10 protein-coding genes are annotated in these 20,638 nt (G+C 73.7%); 9 read left to right on the forward strand and 1 reads right to left on the reverse strand.

The features are described from left to right. The first annotated feature begins 783 nt into the window (after window positions 1-783). The 8 genes from HG543_RS10335 (at window position 784) to HG543_RS10370 (ending at window position 8,235) form a co-directional block, all read left to right on the forward strand. Window positions 784-1,500, forward strand: a complete 717-nt coding sequence (locus HG543_RS10335) for a hypothetical protein (RefSeq protein WP_169344542.1) — start codon at window positions 784-786, stop codon at window positions 1,498-1,500. A gap of 122 nt (window positions 1,501-1,622) precedes the next feature. Continuing rightward, the gene (locus HG543_RS55145; protein ID WP_343073314.1) at window positions 1,623-1,961 is read left to right on the forward strand and encodes a helix-turn-helix domain-containing protein; all 339 of its coding nucleotides are present in this window, start codon (window positions 1,623-1,625) and stop codon (window positions 1,959-1,961) included. Beyond that, window positions 1,961-3,091 carry a tyrosine-type recombinase/integrase gene (locus tag HG543_RS10345; RefSeq protein WP_169344543.1) on the forward strand — a complete coding sequence of 377 codons (1,131 nt, stop codon included), beginning with the start codon at window positions 1,961-1,963 and terminating at the stop codon, window positions 3,089-3,091. Before HG543_RS55145 ends, HG543_RS10345 begins: the two co-directional genes overlap by 1 nt. 197 nt (window positions 3,092-3,288) lie before the next feature. Continuing rightward, the gene (locus tag HG543_RS10350) at window positions 3,289-3,804 is read left to right on the forward strand and encodes an RNA polymerase sigma factor (protein ID WP_169344544.1); all 516 of its coding nucleotides are present in this window, start codon (window positions 3,289-3,291) and stop codon (window positions 3,802-3,804) included. Further along, the gene (locus HG543_RS10355) at window positions 3,794-4,516 is read left to right on the forward strand and encodes a zf-HC2 domain-containing protein (protein ID WP_169344545.1); all 723 of its coding nucleotides are present in this window, start codon (window positions 3,794-3,796) and stop codon (window positions 4,514-4,516) included. The genes HG543_RS10350 and HG543_RS10355 overlap by 11 nt, the downstream gene beginning before the upstream one ends. Continuing rightward, window positions 4,513-6,078, forward strand: a complete 1,566-nt coding sequence (locus tag HG543_RS10360; protein ID WP_169344546.1) for a caspase family protein — start codon at window positions 4,513-4,515, stop codon at window positions 6,076-6,078. The genes HG543_RS10355 and HG543_RS10360 overlap by 4 nt, the downstream gene beginning before the upstream one ends. A 94-nt stretch (window positions 6,079-6,172) precedes the next feature. Beyond that, window positions 6,173-6,823, forward strand: a complete 651-nt coding sequence (locus HG543_RS10365; protein WP_169344547.1) for a hypothetical protein — start codon at window positions 6,173-6,175, stop codon at window positions 6,821-6,823. A gap of 80 nt (window positions 6,824-6,903) precedes the next feature. Beyond that, window positions 6,904-8,235, forward strand: a complete 1,332-nt coding sequence (locus HG543_RS10370; RefSeq protein ID WP_169344548.1) for a S41 family peptidase — start codon at window positions 6,904-6,906, stop codon at window positions 8,233-8,235. A gap of 104 nt (window positions 8,236-8,339) precedes the next feature. Here HG543_RS10370 and HG543_RS10375 read toward each other — a convergent pair whose 3' ends face one another. Then, complete coding sequence (locus tag HG543_RS10375; RefSeq protein ID WP_211193840.1) at window positions 8,340-10,856, reverse strand: protein kinase domain-containing protein; 2,517 nt, start codon at window positions 10,854-10,856, stop codon at window positions 8,340-8,342. A gap of 224 nt (window positions 10,857-11,080) precedes the next feature. Here HG543_RS10375 and HG543_RS10380 point away from each other — a divergent pair, with 224 nt between their 5' ends. Further along, window positions 11,081-20,629 (forward strand): flagellar hook-length control protein FliK, encoded by a 9,549-nt coding sequence (locus tag HG543_RS10380; RefSeq protein WP_169344550.1) that lies wholly within the window; start codon window positions 11,081-11,083, stop codon window positions 20,627-20,629. Window positions 20,630-20,638 lie beyond the last annotated feature (9 nt).

The raw sequence follows: 20,638 nt of genomic DNA on the forward strand, positions 1-20,638 counted from the left end.
TCACACCTCCGGCCTGTAGAGACACTCCGCCCAGGTCCCCGATCTATTTAGAAGGGGAACCTCTCTCGAAGTCCTCGGGGGCCTGCCGGAAGCTGCCTCGCTGCTGCATCGGGCCAGGATCGGGCGTGCTGCTTGCCGTCCGAGGGGAACTGCCGTGCGCCCCGGCCTATGGGAGGCGGCCCTGGCGCACGGTCACCAACCGCATGACGGTGGGAACCATGGGGCGCCCCGGAAACGAGCACCAGCGGGAGGCGAGCTGCGGTCGGCGGTCCGGAATCCTCCCCCTGGTGACGGAGGCCAGGCGTGAGGAGGAGGGGAAGACATCGCATTGTCTGGGGCCCGAAACACTCCCTCTGCCCGAGACCTGAAGGGCCCGTGGAGGGGGGAGACATCAGGCCCTTTTCAATGCGGAACTCTCCCCCTGCCCGAGAGCTGGAGGGCCCGTGGACGGGGGGAGACATCAGGCCCTTTTCAATGCGGAACTCTCCCCCTGCCCGTCACCCCAAGCCATGGCAATGCTGGGGGTGGGGCTAGGGTTCGCGACCTGAAAGGCCGTCTTCCTCGGCGGCTTGCCCCTCTTACCAACCCGAGGACCGCCGTGCCCGCCAGGGACGCACGAGGAGGCGGATGCAGATGGGAACAGCTCGCCCGAATACCGGCCCCTTGCCCGAGACGCCCAAGCATCGGTTCAAGGACCAGCCGGACGCCATGAACTTGCTTCACGTACGGCGGACGCGGGAGTGGATCGACAGAGTCGCTGCGAATGCGGAGTCGGGCTACCGGATGGCGCGGACGTTCGCGTGGGTGCACCACAACAAGGAGTGGCTGCTCTCGGGCGACTACCTACGTGCACCGCCCGAGCTTCCAAGGGAAGCAACAGGCACGGACACGAGCCTGCTCACCCCAGTGTTGGCCCCGCAGGTGAGCCTCCTCGTTCATGGGCAGGAGGTCTTGGCGGCGTACCACCTCCTCGCTCAGGCGGGCCAGCAACTCCGGGCCTTCGTCCACCGCTTCTACGAGAAGCACCCCTGGGCGAAGGAGCACACACGGTTGTGGATGAGCGAGCAGCGGCTGTTCTGCGCCTTCGCCATGCTCGCGGTGGAGGCCGAGGGCATGGGGCCCAAAATTTCTCCGCAGGAGATGGAGGCGCTTGCGCTCATCGTGGGCATTCGATTCCCGGGCGAGGAGTTCGAACAGGACCCCAAATCCAACGAGCAGCGCCAAGCCGCTTGGAAGTCCATGATGCGGGACGTGAATAAGAGCGGTGTGCTGCCGCTTCTCCGGCAGATTTCCTCCGAGTTCCGTCCGCCGGAGCAGGCCACCGAGACGACTCCGGCCTCACCCGCCCAGCAGGTCGTCTCGATGCCGAGCCCCGCAGCGCCTCCCTCGGAGCAGCCTGTCACGACATCTCCCGAACCGCCCGCAGCGGTCCCTCCCGCGCAGCCCACCACCATGCTCTCCGCCGAGCAGTCCGAGAAGGTCGGGGGGGATAAGAAGTAGGCCGGGACAAGAGGAATCCTCCCGCTCCCCCTCACCTGGCGGCACGTCCACCATGAGCCTCGTCTTCACGAGGTTCTGATGCAGGACGGGATTCATTCCAGCAGTGACGATGGGAGGCCGCCGTGTCCAGCGTAGAGGCCGGGCTGCGTGACCTCATCCGCGCAGTGGTGCGAGAGGAACTGGCGGCGCTCCACGGGGATGCAGCTCACCGCGAGCTGGTGCAGGCGGGGCCTCTCAGCAGCACCAGCCCGGACGGCCAGCCCCCGCTCGACAAGGCCGTCTACACCGTCGAGGAGGTGGGCCACCTTCTCGGGTGCAGCCCCAAGGCCGTGTACGCGAAGGTCTCGCGCGGCCAGCTTCCAGGCGTCTTCCGCGTGGGCCGCTCGTTGCGATTCCGTGGGCGCGAGTTGTTACCGTTCATTCTCGAAGGGCGTGCGCCGTCGCCGAGGAGGTCTCGGTGATGAGCGTAAAGGTCAGGCAGTACAAGAAGCGCGGCAGGTCCGGATGGGAGGTGGACATCATGTTCAAGTGGCCCGATGGCGAGCTGTACCGCGAGCGCGTGAAGGCGCCGGCGGGCTCGAAGTCGGGCGCGAAGGCGTGGGGTGAGCAGCGGCAGTCCGAGCTGCTCTCACGAGGCCGCAAGGCCGTGGAGAAGAGGGCGGTGCCAACGTTGAAGGAGTTCGCGCCCCGCTACCTGGACGAGGGCGCCAGGGCCAACCGGCAGAAGCCCAGCACCATCATCCAGAAGAAGCGCATCCTCGACTTCTACCTGCTGCCCAGGTTCGGCGAGCTGCGGCTCACCGCCATCAGCAACGCCGAGGTGGCGAAGCTCAAGGCGGAGCTGGTGGACCGCAGCCCGAAGACGGTGAACAACGTGCTGGTGGTGCTCAACACGGTCTTCAAGACCGCGCTCAAGTGGGGCGTCATCGAGCAGATGCCGGCCACCATCGAGCTGTTGAAGGTGGCGCCCTCCACCATGGAATTCTACGAGCCGCACGAGTTCGAGCGGCTGGTGGACGCGGCGGCGAAGGTGGACCACCAGCACCTCGTCTTCATACTGCTCGGCGGCGAGGCGGGGCTGCGCTGCGGCGAAATCATCGCCCTGGAGCAGACGGACGTGGACTTCACCCGGGGCGTCATCCACGTCCGCCGCTCGGAGTGGGAAGGGCACGTCACCCTGCCCAAGGGCGGACGGGCCCGGCAGGTGAACATGACCGCCCGGCTGGCGGACGCCCTCCGCAAACAGCGGCACCTCCGGGGAGAGCGCATCCTCTGGCGGGCCGACGGCCACCCCAAGGTGACCCAGGTGCTGCTAAACAAATGGATGAGCCGCATCCAGCGGCTGGCCGGGCTGAAGGTGACGGGGGGCATCCACATCCTCCGCCACACCTTCTGCTCCCGGCTGGCGATGGCAGGCGCCCCGGCGAAGGCCATCCAGGAGCTGGCCGGGCACCAGAACCTCTCCACCACCCAGCGCTACATGCACCTGAGCCCGGCGGCCAAGTCGGCGGCCATCCGGATGCTGGAGGGGGCGAAGCAGGAGGCCCAAAATGGAGACGGGCTGGAGACCATGAGGATCTCCAGCCCGTAACCAAGTAATTCTGACTACTTAGGTGGTCGGGGAGACAGGATTTGAACCCGTGGGGCCGCTCGCCGTGTGGGCCCGGGGCTGACACCAGCTCCCACGCTGCCCTACATGGCCTGGCGCGGGGCGGTCTGCTTTTCTTCGGCGTGCTCGCGACGGGATGTCCGCGGATTCGTGCCCGGGTGTCTCCAGGGCGCGGCGTCATGACTTCCACTTCCCAGGTCGACATCTCCTCGCTCTACCGGCGCCACGTGGCGATGGTGCGCGGCTGCGCGCTGCGCATCCTCGGTGAGCCCTCCGCCGCCGAGGACGTGGCGCAGGAGGTGTTCATCCGCTTCCTGCAGCACCGGGAGCGCAGCGGCAATGAGCAGGACACCGCCGCCTTCCTCTATCGCACGTGCACCAACCTGGCCCTGAACCGGCTGCGAGACGCGCGCCGCCGCAAGGGCCTCCAACAGGCGCACCTGCCGGACGAGGAGCCGCGCAGTCCCCACTCCCCCGAGGACGGCCTCGCCCTGCGCAAGGTGCTGGCCGAGGCGGACCCGGAGCAGGCCCAGATCGCCGCCTGCTACTTCATCCACGGCATGGAGCACGAGGAGATCGCCGGCGTACTCGGCCTCCCGCGCCGCACCGTGGGCCGCCGGCTGGAGAAGTTCCGAGCCCACGCCGAGCACATGCTGCAAGGCGTCCGCAGAAAGGAAGCAGGCCATGGTGGTTGAGCCGTTTCCCAGGTCCAAGGCGTCCGACGACTGCCTGTCCGGGTGGCGTGTCTCACAGGTGGTGCTCGGGCTGCTGCCTCCCGAGGAGCGCGCCCCCGCCGAGGCGCACCTCGGCACGTGTGAGCACTGCCGGAAGAAGGTGGACGCGGAGCACGCCCAGGCGCGCGCCGCGGCCTATGAGCCCGTACCCGAGGCGCTGCTCGCGGCTGCGGCGGTCGTGCCCCCGCGTCCGGTGAAGGCAGCGTGGTCGCCATGGCGGTGGGTGCCCGCGTTCGCCGCGGTGCCGGCGCTGGCGCTGGGGGTGTTCATCGCCGTGCGCACCCCGACGGAGGTGAGGCTGCCGGGCGGAACGCTCAAGGGCACCGCGTCGCTGGATGTGGCGGTTGCGCGGGACGGGACGCTCGTGGTCAACGGCATGCCGGCGGAGGAGGTCGCGGGGCTGCGGGCGGGAGACCGGCTGCGCCTGCGTGTACGTGGCACGGAGCCGTCCGCGTGGCTCATCCTCCAGGGAGACGAGGAAGGACAATGGACCCCGTACTTCGAGGGGCCGGTGCCCCAGGGCGGCTGGCTGCCGATGGGCATCACCATCACGCCGGAGGGCCGCACGCGGATGCGGCTGCTGTCGTGCGCGGAGAAGCCGCCGCGCGGCGTGCCGCCGGAGGAAGTGTGTCGCGTGCGCGTCTACGACTGGGGCCTGGCTGGAGCGCCGTGAGCCGGCTCGCCGCGTGGGTGCTGGGCGCGTGGCTGGCCATGGTGCCCGCTGCTTCCGAGGCGAGTCAGGCGCGGTACGCGCTGCTCGTGGGCGCGCACAAGGGCAACGCGGACGAGCCCCGGCTGTACTTCGCCGGGCGGGACGCGGAGCGGCTGCGCGAGGTGCTCGTCACGCTGGGCGACTTCCCGCAGGAGAACGTCGCCGTCCTCACCGACCCGAGCGCGGACCGGCTGCGCACCGCGCTGGCGCGGATGAACGCGCGCATCCGCGAGGAGGTGGCGCATGACCGCTCCAGCGTGCTGCTCGTCTTCTACTCGGGCCACGCGGACGCGGAGTCCCTGCACCTGGGCGGCACGCTGCTACCGTGGGAGGAGCTGCGCAACCTCACCTCCGGCTCGTCCGCTGCGGCGCGGCTGCTGGTGGTGGACGCGTGCCGCTCCGGGCAGGCCACGCGCGTGAAGGGTACGAAGCTGGCGGCGCCCTTCGCGCTGCCTCCGGACGTGGAGTCGCACGGGCTGCCCGAGGGCTTCGCCATCCTCTCCTCGTCCGCGGCGGGCGAGAGCGCGCAGGAGTCGGACACGCTGCAGGGCTCCTTCTTCACGCACCACCTGGTGGCGGCCCTGCGCGGGGTGGCGGACACCAGCGCGGACGGGCTCGTCAGCCTCGCGGAGGCGTACCAGTACGCGGCGGACCGGACGGTGGCGAGCACCGTGGCCACGATGGGCGGCGTGCAGCACCCCACGTATCTGTATGAATTGAAGGGCCGCTCGGAGCTGGTGCTCACGCGGCCGGGCCGCAACCAGGGACTGGCGGCGGTGCGGCTGGAGGACGCGGGGCAGTACTACTTCCGGCAGGGCGGGCGCGACGGCCCGATGGTGCTGGAGGCCGGCATCTCCCGGGAGGCGCGCACGGCGCGGCTGGTGCCTGGGACGTACTTCGTGCAGCACCGCCTGCCGGACCGGCTGCGCGAGGCGCGCGTGGTGGCGGAGGAGGGCAAGCCGCTGGCGCTGTCGCACGTGTCGTGGAGCGTGGTGGAGCTGGACCAGCTCGTGCGCAAGGGCGGCGGTGGCAGGTCCGTCTGGACGCTGAGCGGGTGGGGCGGTGGGGCCGCGAGCCTGCTGGAGGGCTACCCCTTCGTACCGGCCGGCGCGGTGCAGGTGTCGCTGGACACGGAGGCCCTCACGCTGGACGCGCAGGTGGAGCTGGCGCGGGTGGGCTTCACGGAGGAGCGCTTCGAGCGGCGGCTCACGTCCGCGGCGGTGCGCGCGGGGGCTCGCAAGGTGTTCGACGTGGGGCGCTTCTCCCTGTCGGGTGGCGTGCGCGTGGGCGCCACGTACGTGGACCAGCGCTTCTTCGGACGCACGGCGCCGCGCAACTGGCAGGTGGTGCCGCAGCTGGACACGCTGCTGCGCGCGGACCTGCACCTGCCCCGGGGCTTCTTCGTGGGCGGGGAGGTGGGGGTGCGCGCGTCGCGGGTGCGGGTGCTCCCGGCCTCCGAGCGGGAAGTGGTGCGCACGCCGGTGGCGCCGATGTTCTCGGTGGGCACCGGGCTGCGCTGGTGATGTCCGCGGAAAAGGACTCCCGGGTCTTCCTGGCATCAACGGCGCGCGGCGGTGGCCGGACGGTTCGCGCGCATCTCTTCCGTGGAGTCGTGTCATGAAGCTGAGCCGTTTCGTGAAGTCCCTGGTCGTGTCGTGCGCGCTCGGGAGCACCGCGGGGTGCGGTGAGGCGCTGAGGGATGGCGAGTACGTGGGCGAGGCCATCTACGTGGTGCAGGGCGACGTGAAGTCGCTGGCGCCCGTCGAGGAGGGGGGGACGACGCGCGTCACCCTGGCCTGGGACAACTGGGTTCGTGAAGGAGACATCATCAGCTTCCAGGGCGTGGAGCTGACCAGCAAGAATCCCCCGTTCGACTATGAGCTCCGCGTCGTCGAGCCTCCGGCCCTGGAGATGCTCAACGAGCTGGAGGATGGCCGCATCGGTTTCGCGTACCTCTACGTCTACGAGGACCTGGATGGGGATGGGCGGCCCGACCATGGTCAGTCTGACTGGAGCAGCCTGCGGGGGATGGCGCGCAACCACGTGGTTGTCTACGTGCCTGAGCTCACCGGGGGGCTGAAGGCGACGCTGCGAGAGTTGGAGCTCTTCACCAACGTGGACGCGCTGAAGCCGGGCTTCAATCTGGCGCGCGGCGTCTGCGCGACGGAAGAGAACACCTTCGACAAGCTGGAGATTGTCCCCAACGAGCCCGTCACCGTCTCCGCGCCGGACGACGGGAGCGTGCCGTCCTGTATCAACTACCACTGAGCAGATGAGTCGCACATCGCGGTGACAGCTGTCGTCCCTCCCGGTGTTCCAGGCCGCGAACCCGTGGTGGAGGATGACGGATGTCGCGATGGTTGCGGATGTGGGCCCTGCCGGCCCTGGTGACGCTGGCCGGCTGTGGGAAGGACGATGACGGAGGAGACCCGACTCCTCCCTCGAAGGCACTGGAGGGGACGTGGCGCACGGAGGGGCACGGCTACTCCGTGCGCTTCGAGAAGGACACGGTGACGTTCTACGAGGTCACCGAGGTGAGCTGCCTGCCGTCCATCTCGGGCACGCTGGAGGACGGAGTGCTTCCCGGGATTGGCCTGACGTTCAAAGCCGACGGGGACCGGATGCTCATCCAGAGTGCCGGGACGGTGCACATCGCCGCCACGCGGGCGCCGCTTCCGGAGGTGTGCTCACGGACGTTGCCGCCGGACGACCCGGTCTCCAACTTCGAGGTCTTCTGGCACACCTTCGCCGAGCAGTACGCGCTGTTCGACCTCTATGGGGTCGACTGGAAGGCGCGCTACGCGCAGTTCCGGCCGCGCGTTCCGGCGGCGACGACGGACGACGCGCTCTTCGCGCTGCTGTCCGAGATGCTCGTGCCCCTGCCGGACGCGCATACCTACCTCGTCGCGGGTGAGCGGACCTTCGAGCCCAAGCCCAGGCCCGCGTGGGCAGAGCATTACCTGGAAGAGCTCACGACGTATGTCGACACGCACTACCGCGGTGGGCCGGGAGTGACGGTGGTGGGAGGGGGAAGGCTCGCGTGGAAGTCGCTCAACGAGCGCGTCGGGTACATCTACATCGGGGGCATGGCCGGCTTCCCCGGGGAGATGAGCGACGAAGGGACCGAGATGGCCGCGGCGGGTCGTGCCATCGACGAGGCCCTGGAGGCGCTGGGCGACAAGGAGGCGCTCATCGTGGATGTGCGCTTCAACCTCGGCGGCTATGACGCCGTGTCGCTGGCCATCGCGAGCCGCTTCACCGAGGCAAAGCAGCTGGCCTTCACGAAGAAGGCTCGCGCGGGTGCGGGCTTCACCCCGCCGCGCGAGCATCACTTCTCTCCGGCAGGGCCCCGGCAGTACACCCGGCCCGTCTATCTGCTCACGAGCCAGGTGACGGTGAGTGCCGCGGAGATCTTCACCATGGCCATGAGCGCGCTCCCGCACATCACCGTGCTGGGCGAGCGGACGAATGGTGCCCATTCCGACGCGCTCTCCCGGACGCTTCCGAACGGCTGGAAGGTGAGCCTCTCGCACGAGGTGTACACCGCGCCGGATGGTCAGGTGTACGAGCGGATCGGGCTGCCTCCCGACGTCGAGCTGGACATGGACGTGCCGAGCCTCGTGGCGGGCACGGACCGCATCCTCCAGGAAGCGCTCCAGCGCGCGATGACTGGCGGCTGAGCCTGGCCGCGGCCCGCGCCCGGGTGGACGAGATACTGAGGGTGGAAACGGTGCCGCTGTACCTCGAAGAGGTACGCGCGCTCCTGCGCAAGAGGGGGTAGCGCTCAGTCGCCCTTCGTGAGCTTCTGGATGGCATCGCTGGCCTCGCCATGACCACAGCCGAGCAGTCCCCCCCTCTTGGGTTGCTCGGTGACCCGCTTGAGCGCGGGAATGGCGTCAGCGTCTCCGAGCTTCCCGAGCCGCTGTGCGGACAGGGCGCGAATGTCGCAGTCCTTCGATTCCATCGCCGCGATGTACGCGGCCACCAGGTCCACGCCGTCCGTGGCCTCGGCCTGCTCCAGGTAACGCAGCGCACCCCATTGACGCAGCGAGAAGGGCTCCTCCGCGAGAGCCTCGAAACGCGAATACACCCGCGCCTTGGGGAGTCGAGCCAGCTGCTTCGCCAGCCACTCGCTCCCGTCCCGGCCGTAGTCCTCGGCGAGCCCATCCAGGACCCGATCGTCGACCTCCGGGAGCACGGTCTGGTCCAGCTTGGAGATATGCGAGTGCTCGGTGCGGTGCGCGTTCTGGGCGTGGAGCAGCGCCGCGCGCGCCCATTGCCAGTCAGGGTCCCGCTGCTTGTCGGGCGGCGCGTCGTCCAACACCTTCTTGGCGTCGTCCTTCTTGCCTTCCTCCAGGAGCGCGAACGCCCGCACGGCGGGGTTCTGCTGGTGCACCCACCAGGCCGTGCCCGCGCCCAACAGTGCCACCGCACCCACGAGCATCACCAGCCAGCGTGGCACCCGGCGCAGCATCGCCACCGCCGCCGGCAGGCGCTCCGTCGCGAACCGCGAGCGCTCTCGCAGGAACACGCCGGCCCCGCGCAGCCGCTCCTTCATGCGCGCCACCGCAGCGCGCGTTCCCGTGGCGACCGGGGAGAACGCCCCCTTCACCCGGCCCAGCAGCGGCGCCAGCTTCGTGCCCATGCCGCCCGACGGGGCGAAGCGGTCACCGAAGGGTGGGCCCTCCGCCGCGCGCTGGCAGCGGTAGAGCTGCAGCTGCTCCTCGCGGCCGGGCAGGGTGATGGTGCCGCACGGCTCGGCGGTGGCCTCGGCGCGGTTGCGCGCCAGGTTCACCGCCTCGGTGAACGTCACTTCGTCCGCGGCGGCCACGTGCTCCACCGACTCCACCACCTCCATGGGCTCGCCCAGCACCGTGTCGCTCGTGACGAGCACCTCGCCCGCGTGCAGGCACACGCGCACGTGCAGCTGCGCCTCCGGCGGCAACGTCTGGTTGTGGCGCCACAGCCGGTCCTGCATGGCCATGCCGCACAGCACGCCCGCCGTGGGGGAGCGGAACACCACCAGCAGCGCATCCCCGCGCTTCTGGATGAGCTTGCCCTCGTGCTCCTTCACCAGGGGCATCAGGAGCCGGTCATGCATCTCCAGCATCCGCGCGTTCTCTTCGTGCGTCTGCCGGCTGGTGCGCTCGGTGAAGCCCTGGATGTCGGTGAGCATCACCGTCAGGTTCTGCGGCTTCACCACCGACGCGCCGCCTGTTACAGAGGCCACGCTGCCGGACGGCCGCGTCCCGAAGGCCGCCGTCCCCGAGCGTACCGCCACCGGCGCCACGGCCCCGGAGGCGACGCGGCCCGTCCCGTACGCGCCGCCTCCCATGCCGAACGCCGCGGTGCCACTGCCGTGCGGAGTCGCAGCCGGAGCGTTCCCCGCGAAGACGGCGGTGCCGCTCGGCCCCGCGGACACGGAGGCGGCCTCACCCCCGCCGAAGACGGCGGTGCCGGACGAGGGCGTGCCCCGCTGCGGCACATGCACCGGCGTGCCCATGCCGGGCGTGAATGCGGCCAGCGCCGAGTACGCCGCGGCCAACGCGTCCGCCAGCTCGTGCGCGTTCTGCGGCCGCTTCAATGGGTCCTTCTCCAGCAGGCGCATCACCAGCGACAGCAGCCCCACGAAGCGCGACAGCGAGGGCGCCGCCCGGTCCAACGGCAGCGGCGCGTGCGAGGCGTGCTGCGCCAGGAAGTGGCGCGGCGAGGGCCCGTCGAAGGGCAGCCGCCCGGCCAGCACGCGGTACATCAGCACCCCGAAGCAGTACAGGTCGCTGCGCGTGTCCACCTTCGCGCCCACCGCCTGCTCCGGAGAGAGGTACTCCGGGGTGCCCAGCACCACGCCCACCTGGCTGACGGCGCTGCCGGCCTCGGGCTCCACCAGCCGGGCGATGCCGAAGTCCAAGAGCCGCGCCTGCTCCCCGCGCGCGCCCGGGGAGATGAAGACGTTCTCCGGCTTCAGGTCGCGGTGGATGATGCCCTTGTCGTGGATGGCGGCCAGGCCTTCCGCGAGCTGCTGGAGCAGCGGCAGCGCGCGGCCCGGCGGCATGGGGCCGGGGAGGAGCGCGTCGTAGAGGCTCTGCCCCTCCACGAACTCCATGACGAGGCAGGCGTGGTCCCCGGACTCGCCGAAGTCGACGATGTGCACCACCGCCGGGTGCTCCACGGCGGACAGGAGGCGGGCCTCGCGCTTGAAGCGCTCGGCCATGCCGGCCTGGGCGTGGAGGTCCTGGTGGAGGACCTTGATGGCCACCTTGCGGCCCAGGGAGACCTGCTCCCCCAGGTACACCTCGCCCATTCCGCCAGAGCCCAACGGACGGAGGACCCGGAAGCGACCTTCGAGGACGAGAGAGTCAGGGGCCAACACGCCGGACGCATATAGTCCGACTCCAGGGCGGGGTGCATGTCGTTCCTGCACGCCGGCTTGCAGGAGTCATCACGCCTCGTTGCCTGCTCCACAAGCGGGGGGATTGTCAGAAATTTCGAGGGCTTGGAGAGCGTGCTACCCTCGCGTCCTCCGCGATGGCTACTGACAGCGACTCTTCCAAGCCCGCCGCGGCGCAGGATGCGCGCGCCGCCGCCCCCGAGCTGCGCCTGCTGGACCGCAGGGCGTTCGTGGGCTTTCCGGCGTTGGAGGTGGTGCCGGGCCTGCGCATCTCCGACTTCGCGCTGCAGATTCCGGACGTCAGCTTCCCCTTCAACGTCAGCGCCGGCGCCACGCGCTACCAGCGCAAGAAGCTGCACTTCGGCTTCCTGGAGCTGAGCGTCGACGCGGATCTGGTGACGCGCCGGGTGGCGGAGCTGGCCGGGCGGCTGGCCGGCATCGAGGAGCTGCGGCTGCACTTCCGCCCCGGGTACCTGGAGGGGCAGGGCCGCCTCCCCGCGCCGGAGCGCACGCCCTTCACCTTCAAGGTGGCCTTCGACGCGGACGGGGAGCGGCTCGCCGTCTACCTCTATGACGTCCGCCTGTACGGCTTCTCCTCCACGCCCTCCGTGCAGGTGCCGGGCCTCCTGGCCACCGCCGTGGGCGCGCTGGGGCTGGTGCCGGACGTGGAGGTGCGCGGCGCCACCGGCTTCTCCACGCGCGTGCTGCCCGCGCTGTGCCAGCTGGCGGCGGTGAGCCGCGGCTACAAGATGCCCGCGCTGGACACCGCGCGCCTGTCCGCCGCGGAGGTCTCCAGCACCGGCCTGCGTCTGCGCTTCTCCGCCGGAGGCCTGCCGCCGCCGGCCGCGCCGGACGAGGAGCTGATGCTCGCGCTGGAGGGCGCTCGCGCCTTCGCGGACGCGGAGAACCTCGTGGCCCAGGGGCGGCTGGCCGACGCGCGCCAGGCGTACCTCCAGGCCGGGGACGCGCAGGACGCGCACCCCTTCGCCGCCGAGCGGCTGCTGTCGCTCCTGGTCGCGGACCCGCAGGCGCACGATATGGCCCTGGACGTGGCCGCCACCCTGCAACGCCGGAGGGACCGCAGCCCCGCGGCCCTCTGGGGCGAGGCCGTGGTGCGCGAGCGCCGGGGTGAGGGTGCCCGCGCCGCCGAGCGCTACCTCGCGCTGTGCGCGCTGGCCCGCCGCACCTCGGAGGAGGCCGCCGCCTTCTACGCCGCCGAGGCCGCCGCCCGCTGCTCGCGCGACACCGCGCCGCAGGTGGCGGTGAAGGCACTGCACGAGCTGCTGGGCCTCAAGCCGGACCACCTGCCTTCGCTCAAGGCGCTGGCGCGTGCCTCCGACCAGGCCCGCGACAGGGCCGGCGCGGTGCGGGCCTACCGCCGGCTGGCGGCGCTCGCGAGAGACCCGGCCGAGGCCGCCGACGCGCACGTGCACCTGGCGCGGCTGTGCGCGCAGACGGAGGACGACGTCGCGGGCGCCCGGCTGCACTGCGAGGCCGCGCTGCGGCTGGCGCCGGACCACCCGGACGCGCTGCTGCTGTTGGGCGAGCTGTGCCACCGCGGCGGCGAGCACCTGCGCGCGATGAAGGCGCTGGACCGGCTGCGTGAAGTCTCCATGGCCCGGCACGAGCTGGACCGGGTGGGCCACGCGGACCTGCTCGCCGGCCGCGTGTGGGAAGAGGGCCTGAAGCAGCCGGACAACGCGCTCTTGCGCTACCGCGAGGCGGTGTCGCTGCTGCCCGGCGAGCCGGAGCCGCTGTTCGCCGCCGCGCGCGTGGCGGAGGCGCTGGGCCGCCTGCAGGAGGCGCTCGCCGGCTACCAGCAGGCGCTGGAGCTGGCGGGGCCGGCGCCGCGCTCGGAAGGGGTGCGCCATGCCGCGCACGCCAGCCACCACGCGCTGGCGCGCCTGTACCGCACGCGGCTGGGAGACCCGGCGCGCGCCCGGGAGCACCTGGAAGCCGCGCTGGCGCTGGACCCGCGCGACGGGGTGGCGCTCGAGGAGCTGATTCCGTACTTCCGCGTCACCGGCCGCGCGCAGGAGCTGGCCGAGGCGCTGGAGAAGGCCGCCGCCCTCCAGGAGGAGCCCGGCAAGCGCGCCGCGCTGTGGGCCGAGGCCGGTGAGCTGTACCGCGGCAAGCTGCAGGCGCCGGAGAAGGCCGAGCGCCTCCTGCTGCTCGCGCTGGAGGCGGACGGCGACCACCGGCCCGCGCTGGAGTCGCTGCTGGCGCTGGCCGAGGCGCGTCGCGACGGGCCGCTCCTGACGCGGTGCCTGTCCGCGCTGGCGCGGCTGTCCACGGACCTGAAGGAGCGCGCGCAGAAGTACCGCCGTCTCGCGGTGGCCGCGCGCGACCTGGCCTTCGACCTCGACCTCGCGGTGCACGCCCTCCAAGAAGTGCTGCGCGCGGAGCCCGACGATTTGCCCGCCCTGGGCGAGCTGTGCGCCCTGCAGCGCAAGCGCGCGGACATGGCGGGGCTGGCCTCGGCGCTGGAGGTGCGCGCGCGGGTGGCGGAGGCGCAGGGCGACAAGCGGCTCGCCGCCGCGGCGCTGCGCGAATTGGCCGGAGTGCTGGAGGCCCGCCTGGGCCGCGTGGGCGACGCGCTGGTGGCGCTGGAGAAGGCCGCGCGGCTGGCGCCGGACGCCGCCGTGCTGCTGGACCTCGCCGACCTGTCGCTGCGCTGCGAGCGCCCCGAGCACGCCCGGAAGGCGCTGGAGACGCTGCTCTCCATGCTGCCGCGCACGACGGCGCCGGAGAAGCTGGCGGACGTGCGCGCCCGGCTGGGCCGCGCGTGCGAGATGCTGGGCGACCGCGAGGGCGCCATCGCCGCCTACGCGCAGGCCTTCCCGCTGCGCCGGCTGGACGACGCGCTCGCCGCGCGCCTGGAGTCCCTCTACACGGAGTCCGGCGAGACGCAGGCCCTGGCCGAGCTGTGGGCCAGCCGCGCCCAGGCGCTGATGGGCGCCGACCGCGCCGAGGAAGCCGCGCCCCTGTTCCTCCAGAGCGCCCGCGCGCTGCTGGAGCGGGGCGAGAAGGCCGCCGCGCTGCTGCGGCTGACGGCCGCGCTGGAGGCCAGCCCCCAGGGGCCGCTGGCCGCCGAGGTGCTGGAGTCGCTGGCCGAGCTGGAGCTGGAGCGCGGCGAGAAGCTGGAGGCCGCGCGCCTGTACGCGCGCCGCGCCGCGCTGGTGCCGGACGCGCGCGCCGGGGCGAGGCTGCTCTTCCGCGCCTCGCTGCTGGCGGCGGGCACCAGCCGCGAGGAGTCCTTCCTCGCCGAGGCGCTGGAGCGCGACGCCACCTTCGCCCCCGCCCGTCAGCGCCGGGGCGAGCTGCGCCTGCCCACGGACGCCCGCGCCGCGCTGGAGGACTTCGAGGCCGTGCTGGCGCTGCCGCCGGTGGACGCGGACGCCCCGCGCGAGGCCGAGCGCGTCGCCCTCACGCGCAAGGCCGCCACCGCCGCGGTGCGCGCGGGCCGCACGGACGCCGCCCGCCGCCTGCTGGCCGAGTACTGCGCCCGCGCGCCGGAGGATTTGGAGGCCCGCCAGGAGCTGGCCGCGCTGCACCGCAAGGCCGGCGCCCGCGAGGCCCTGGCGGACCTGCTGGTGGAGCTGTGGCCGCGCCTGTCCGGCGAGCCCCGCCGCGCCGCCCGCCGCGAGCTGGCGGAGCTGTCGCTGGCCCTGGGCCGCGCCGCCGCCGCGGTGGACTCGCTGCGCAGCCTCCGGCTGGAGGAGCCGCACGACACGTGGGCCGCGCAGGCCCTGCTGGACTTGCTGCCCCCGCCGGGCACCGGCACGCCGGAAGAGGAGTCCGAGCGGCTGGAGTTGCTGGGCACCCTCGTGGCCGCCGCGTCGGGCGAGGCCCGGGCGGAGCTGCTCGCCCGCCGTGCCGTGCTCCACCGCGCCGCTGGCCGCGTGGCGCCCGCGCGCGACGACTTCTCCGAGGCCGCGAAGCTGTCCCGCCGCCCCGCGCCGCTGCTGCTCGCGCTGGCGGAGCTGGCCCGCGAGTCCAGTGACGAGGCCGCGGAGCTGGAGGTGTGGCGCAACGCCGTCGCCGCCGACGCCAACCTCGCCACGCGCGCCCGCGAGCGCATGCTGGCCCTGGCCACGACGCTGGTGGAGAAGGACGCGCGGGTGCCTGCCCGCGAGGCCCTTCGCGCCGCGATTGCCCTGGAGCCGCCCGCCGCCGAGCGCTGCGACGCCTTCTTCGCGCTGGCAGAGCTGGCCCACCGCGACGGGCAGCCGGACGAGGAGGCCGCCGCGCTCGCCGAGGCCGCCCGTCAGGGCCCGTCTCCCCGCCGCGTGGAGGCGCTGCTGGCGCGCGCCACGCTGCTCGAGTCTCGCGGACATATAAAGGATGCGGGGCAGAGCCTGGAGGCCGCGCTCGCGCTGGCGCCGCGCCACGCCCAGGCCACCGCCGCCCTCCAGCGCGTGCTGCGCGCCCAGGAGGACTGGGCCGCCCTGGCGGAGCTGCTCTCCACCGAGGCGCCGCACACGCCGCCCGCCGAGGCCACCGCGATGTACGCGGAGCTGGCGGACCTCTACCTGGACCGCTTGTCGCAGCCCGTGCCGGCGGAAGCAGCGCTGCGCCAGGCCCTGCGCCTGTCCCCGTCCGACGCGGTGGTGCGCCGCCGGCTGGTGTCGCTGGTGGCCGGCCGGGGCGAGCTGCGCGAGGCCGCGGCGCTGCTGGAGACGGCCGCCGAGAGCGCCTCCGCCCAGGAGGCCGCCGCGCTGCTGCGCGAGGGCGCCGGGTACGCGCGGGGCGCCGAGGACCTGGACCGCGCGCTGAAGCTGGCGCGCAAGGCGCACTCGCTGGTGCCCGCGCGGGGCGCGGAGCTGGCGTCGCTGGCGGAGCTGCTCTACCTGCGCGGCGCGGTGCTGGAGGCGCTGCCGCTGCAGGACACGCTCGCGGCCGAGGCGGACTTCCGCGCCGCGCCGGACGCGGCCGAGGCCACGTGGCTGCGGCTGGGCGAGCTGGCCGAGCAGGCCGGGGAGACGAAGCGCGCGGTGGGCGCGTACCGGAAGCTGCTCTCCGAGCGACCCCTGTGCGAGCCCGCGGTGCAGCGGCTCGCCGCGCTGCTGGAGAAGGACGACCCGCGCGGCGCCTTCGACGTGCTCGTCACCCACGCCCGCGCGCTGGCGCCGTCCGAGGACACGGTGCGGCGGCTCGTCGCGCTGTCGGAGCGGGCCCGCGCGGCCCTGGCGGACGCGGGCGTGGCGGCGTCGCTGCTGTCGCGCGCGGCGGACATGGCGAAGGAGCCGCTGCCGCTGCGGCGCCAGCTCGCCACCCTGTACCGCGACACGGGCCGCTCGCTGGAGCTGCTCGCCGAGCTGCGCCAGGTGGCCATCCTCAGCCTCCAGGCCGGAGACATGGCTGCGGCGCTGGCCGCGTGGAAGGAAGAGGCCCGGCTCGCCCAGGACACCGGCCGCGCGGACGACGCGCTGCGGGCGCTGGCGGACGCGCGGGACGTGCTGGAGTCGCGCGGGCAGGCCGCCGAGGCCGCCGCGTGCGAGCGCCGCCGCGCGGAGCTGCTGCGCGACGTGAAGCTGGACCCGGCGGCGTCCGAGGCCGCGCTGGAGCGGGCCTTCGCTCTCGCGGCGGACCTGGGCACGGCGAAGCTGGGCGCGGAGCTGGCCGAGCGGCGCGACGACGCCGAGGCCGAGGCGCGCTGGCTGGAGCGCGCGCTGCCGCTGCTCAAGGACACCCGCGAGGCCGCGACGATGCGGCTGCGGCTGGCGCGGCTGCACCTGGGCGTGCTGGCGGACGTGGCGAAGGCGGAAGGCTTCCTGCGCGAGGCCCTGCACGCCGACCGCACGCTGGCCGAGGCCGAGTCGCTGCTGGCGAAGCTGCTGGAGGACGACGGGCGCCTGTCGGAGCTGGCGGCCTGGTACGAGGAGTGCGCCGAGAGCGAGCCGGACGCGGAGCGCCGCGCGGCGCTGCTGCTGCGCGCCGCCGCGCTGTACCGCGACAGGGCGGGGCGCCCGGACGCCGCCGCCGCCGCGCTCATCGCCGCCCGCGCCGCGCGCCCGGACGACCTGGAGCTGACGGCCCAGGCGGCGGAGCTGCTGCACGAGGTGAAGCGCCACGCGGACGCCGCCGAGTTCGACGCGGTGCTGCTGGAGGCGGACCCGTTCCGCGAGCCCATCTTCACCCGCCACCTCGCCTTCCTGGAGGAGACGGAGGACCCCCAGGCGCTCGCCGAGCTGATGCTGCGCCGCGCCCAGCGCCAGGAGGTCGCCGAGGCCGCGGAGAGCTACCTCGCCGCCGCCCGCGCCTTCCGCGCCGCGGGTGCCCGCGAGCGCGCGCTCCTGTGCGAGGACCAGGCCTTCGAGCTGAGCCCCGCGAGCGACGAGGCCTTCGAGCGCGTGCGCGAGCGCGCCGCCGGGGACGTGCGCCGGCTGGCGGAGCTGCTGGCCCAGCGCGCCGAGGCCCTGCCCGCGTCCCGCGCCCTGCCGCTGCTGCGCGAGCGCGCCAGCACGCTGCTGGACGCCGGCGAGGCGCTGCTGGCCGCCGAGGCCTTCGACGAATACCTCTCCCGCGCGGGCGATGACGTGGACGCGCTGTCCGCCCGCGCCGAGCTGGCCGCCAAGGGCGGTGGCCCCATCGCCGCGCGCCCGTACGACCGCCGTCTGCTGGACGTGGGCGGAGACGCGCTGCCGGTGCCGGTGCGCGCGCGCACGTGGCTGCGGCTGGGCCACGCCTCGCTGAGCGCGGGCGCCTTCCACGACGCGGCGGATGCCTTCGAAGCGGTGGTGTCGCTGGAGCCGGAGGGCGAGCGCGGCCGCGAGGCGCTGTCGCTGCTGGCCGAGGCCCACTCGCGCACGGGCAACGGGCCGGGCCTGTACCGGGCCTCGCTCCAGCTCGCGCGCCGGGCGGAGGACTCCGCCACGGCCGAGGTGCTCTACCGCCGCGCGGCGGACCTCTTCGACGACCCGAAGGACGCCATCGACGCGCTGCTGCCCCTGGCGCGGCTGCGGCCGGCGGACGCCTCCGTCATCGACCGCGCGGTGGAAGGACTGCGCGCCCTCGGCCGTCACGGGGACCTGCTGGACGTGTACGCGGCGGGCGCCGAGGCCGCCGGTGGCAAGCGCGCCGCGGAGCTGCTGCTGGCCGCCGCCTCCGTCGCCTCCGAGTCCCTGGCGGACGCGGAGGAGGCCTGGGCCCTCACCCAGCGCGCGGCCGAGGCCGCTCCGGACGACCTCACGGCCCTCCGGGCGCTGGTGGACGGCCTGCGCGAGCGCGGTGAGCCCACGCGGCTGCTGGAGGCCCTGGAGCGGCTGGTGCCGCGCGTGGAGGACGCGGACGAGGCGGCCGTGCTGCGGCTGGAGCTGGCCTCGCTTGCCCGCGCCGCTGCCCGGGACGACGCGGCCCGCGAGGCGCTGGAGGTGGTCGTCTCTCGCGGCGCCTCGGGCGCGGGCTACGCCGACGCGCTGGAGGCCCTGGAGGCACTGCTGGGCGAGCAGCCCGGGCGCCGCGCCGAGGTGCAGGTGGCGCGCGCGGAGCTGGTGTCCGGCCACGAGCGTCAGTCGCTGCTGATGGCCGCCGCGCGGGCCTTCGAGTCCGCCGGCCGGCTGCCGGACGCGCTGAAGGCGGCGAAGGCCGCCGCCGCGGTGGAGCCGGACGTGGACGCCGCGCTGCGCGTGGCGCACCTGTACCGGGCCTCGGGCGAGTCGCCCAGCGCGGCGCGGGCGCTGCTCCAGGCGGCGAAGCTGGCCGCCCCGGAGGAGCGTCCGCCGCTGCTGCTGGAGGCCGCGGGCCTGTGGGAGCGCGCCGGAGAGCACGGCGAGGCGCTGGAGGTCATCGAGCGCATCGCCACGGAGGCGCCGGACATGCTGGCGCCCACCGAGCTGGCGGAGCGCTTCGGCCGGCTGGGTGCCTTCGCTCGCGCGCTGGACGTGGGCTTCGCGCCCGCCATGGCCTCGGGCGACTACACGGACGCGCTGGCCATGGCCGCGCAGGCCGGGGACACGGCCCGCACCCGCGAGGCGCTCTGGGCGCTGGCCGGGATGCCGGATGCTGACTCCGCCCATGCCTCCGCGCTGGCGGAGGGACTGCGCGCGGAGGGTGAGACGGAGGGGCTCCTGGAGCTGGCGGGCGTGTCGTCTGCCCGGGATGCCGCCTTCGCGGTGGCGCTGCGCGACGAGGTGCTGCGCTCGGAGAAGGCGCCGGTGCGCGCCCGCCTGCGCGCGCTGGAGGAGCTGACGCCGGAGCCGGGCTTCGCCGCCCGCCTCACGCTGCTCCTGCCCTCGCTGGAGAAGCTGCCGGAGGAGCTGGCCGAGGCGGTGCTGGCGAAGGTGCGCGCGCTGCCCGACGCCGCGCGCGTGGAAGCGCTGGCCATGGCGGCGGACGGCTGGCCCACGCGGCGCAAGGCCCTGCTGCGCGAGCGCCATGACCTGGAGTTCGGCCTGGGCCGCTTCGAAGCCGCGGCGCAGACGCTGGCCCGGCTCATCGAGGGCGAGGAGGACGCCCGCGAGCGCGCCGGCCTGTACCAGGAGCGCGGCGAGCTGCTGCTGAGCCCGTTGGACAGGCCGGCCGAGGCGCGCGAGTCCTTCGAGAAGGCGCTGGCCGAGGACGCCGGCCACCTGCCCGCGCTGTGGAACCTGCTGGCCCTGGTGGACGTGGCGGACGAGCCCGCCGTCTTCGTGTCGCTGGTGGAGCGGCTGATGGTGGAGGAGGGGCCCGAGGCCACCCTCCCGTACCGCGAGCGGCTGGCGGACGCGTACGAGGCGCTGGGCATGGTGGCGGACGCCGCCGCGCAGCTCGAGATGCTTCCGGAGACGGAGGAGCGGCTGGCACGTCGCGCCCGGCTGGCCGAGGAGCGAGGCCTCACCGGCGAGGCCCTGCGCCTGCGCGAGCGGCTCACGGACGAGCCGGCGGTGCTGGAGTCCATCCTCCGCGGCTACCTGGACGCGCAGCTCGTGTCGCCCGCGGCCCGGCTGGCCGAGCGGCTCTTCGACGCGGGCGTGCTGTCTCCGGAGGTCCGCCGGCTGTCGGCCGAGCGGCTCTCCCCGACGCCCGAGGGCGCGGCGCTCGCGGCCCGCGTCTGGCCGGAGCTCCTGCGCGCGCAGCCCCTGGACGTGGACGGGTGGACGCTCTACGCGGAGTCCCTGCGCGGGTTGGGCCGCACGGAGCAGGCCGAGTGTGCGGACGGCATCGGCGCGGCGCTGGACTCCAGCAGCGCGGCGGCGCGCATGGCGCCCCTGTCCGCTTTGCCGCCGCCTTCCGGCTTCCAGCACCCGGCGCCCGCCAACACGGTGCCGGTGACGGCGGAGCGCTTCCCCCGGCTGGCCGCGGCGCTGCGGCCCATGCTGGCATCGCTGGGCGCGGGCAGCCTGCGCGTGGCGGTGGACCCGGCGGGCGGCGTGGAGGCGTACCTCGTCAGCCCCGAGGAGCTGGTGCTGGGCGCGGGCGCGCTGTCGTGCTTCGGCGCGGCGGAGCTGGGCTACCTGTGCGCGCTGGCGCTGGCGCTGGGCGAGGCCGGCGTGAAGCTGGCGCGGCCCGGCCCGGTGCCGGAGCTGGAGACGGCGGCGGTGGTGGCCTTCCGGGCCTTCCCCGCGTCGCTGGCGGCGGGCCGGGTGCTGGCGCGGCTGGACCCGGAGGTGCGTGGCTCGGACCCGTCGAAGGTGGAGGTGGGATTGGTGCTTGCTCGGGGTGGTACCTTCCGGGCGGTGGCCCTTTCCGTGCTCGACGGGGCATAGCCGTGTAGC

The sequence above is a fragment of the Pyxidicoccus fallax genome (genome assembly GCF_012933655.1).
In the GTDB taxonomy this organism is placed as follows: Bacteria; Myxococcota; Myxococcia; order Myxococcales; family Myxococcaceae; genus Myxococcus; species Myxococcus fallax.